The organism is Candidatus Infernicultor aquiphilus, assembly GCF_002784285.1.
GTDB classification, from domain to species: Bacteria; Atribacterota; Phoenicimicrobiia; order Phoenicimicrobiales; family Phoenicimicrobiaceae; genus Infernicultor; species Infernicultor aquiphilus.
This window is the reverse complement of sequence record NZ_PFKO01000288.1, coordinates 1-1,272: the sequence shown is the minus strand read 5'-3', so window position 1 is coordinate 1,272 and position 1,272 is coordinate 1. Positions and strand designations below refer to the sequence as shown.

The following is a 1,272-nucleotide window of genomic DNA, read 5'->3' as shown; positions in this document are numbered from 1 at the left end:
TTTCCAGATCTCCTTTAAAGCGTTAAGGACTTTCTTATCATAGATCTTTTCCTTCTTCCTTTTGATCTTCCTATTATCCGCTACATATTTTATTCTTTTACCGGCCATATTTAGGTATCCTAATACTTTTTCTTTTTTTAGGTTTAGAATTTGACAGGCATAACAGCGGTTATAGCTGGTAAGTTGGATGAATTCATTTAAGATATAAGTCTTTCCTTTTTTGGATGACCTTTGATATCGATCTTTTAATTCTCTGGTTACGGCCTTTTTCTGCCCCATAGTTAACATTCCTTTCTCCCTCCTCATATATTTGAAAAAGATAATTTCTTCTCTTTAAATATAGAGGAGATTAGGTTATAATTAAAATAATTTCATATAGATTTTTATATGAGGCATCGATACTTTTTCATTTAGATTTTTGATGAGGCAATTCATAACCTTGACCTCAGGGAAAGTTATTGTTATAGTATCAGTATCCATGGGTGTAGCTTACCTCCTTTGTTAAAAAGGGTTTTGTTTTCTATAGGTAAGTCTACACCTTTTTTTATATTTTTACAACCCTTCTCTGGCTACTTGTCTTATTACTAACAAAAGAAGGATTATTAAATATAAATATTTTTTCTTCTAACTACCCTACTAAAGTTTACACTAACTTGTGCGTTGTTAGTTAAATTTCAAAAGTGCACTTTTGATTCTTAAATAGTGCACTTTTGAAATTTAACTAACAATTTTTTTCAACAAAATCGATGTTCTATTCGACTGATTATTTCATCTCACCGTCCCATAACAAAGTTTAATGATTTTTGGGTGATTTTCTCAGGAGTAAAACTAAAATAATCGGCTAATTGCTGAACTGGTACACTTTTGCCAAAAGATATCAAAAATACTGTATTTGTGATAACATTATTGAGTCCACTCTAAAAAGTCAATTATAGGCTGAATTATTTTTAATTTTAAGACGGAAAAGTTGTATAATAAAGAAAGCCAATACACCTGTCTGCGCCTGCCTGTGCGTGTTCGCACGCAGACAGGTGCGCACACGCACAGGCAGAAAGGAGAAAGAGGAAAAATGTTTCGCCAAAATATCACTCATCTACAGACATCTTTTTTTGACATAGAGAGCCAGCTGTCGGAATCAAAGAGAAAGAAGATAAGGGAATCGGAGGAATACAGTTTTTACCAAATGATTTTCCAAAAGATAAAAGAGGAAGACTTTGCCGTATTGTATTCCAAAAACGGAAGCCGGCCAAACTCAGCAGTAAACGTAATGGT

2 pseudogenes are annotated in these 1,272 nt (G+C 33.1%); one reads left to right on the top strand and one right to left on the bottom strand.

From position 1 onward, the window contains the following. A pseudogene (locus COZ07_RS07935) lies at positions 1–288 on the bottom strand (transposase); the annotation flags it as partial. A gap of 781 nt (positions 289–1,069) precedes the next feature. Here COZ07_RS07935 and COZ07_RS07930 point away from each other — a divergent pair. Further along, a pseudogene (locus COZ07_RS07930) lies at positions 1,070–1,272 on the top strand (DDE transposase); the annotation flags it as partial.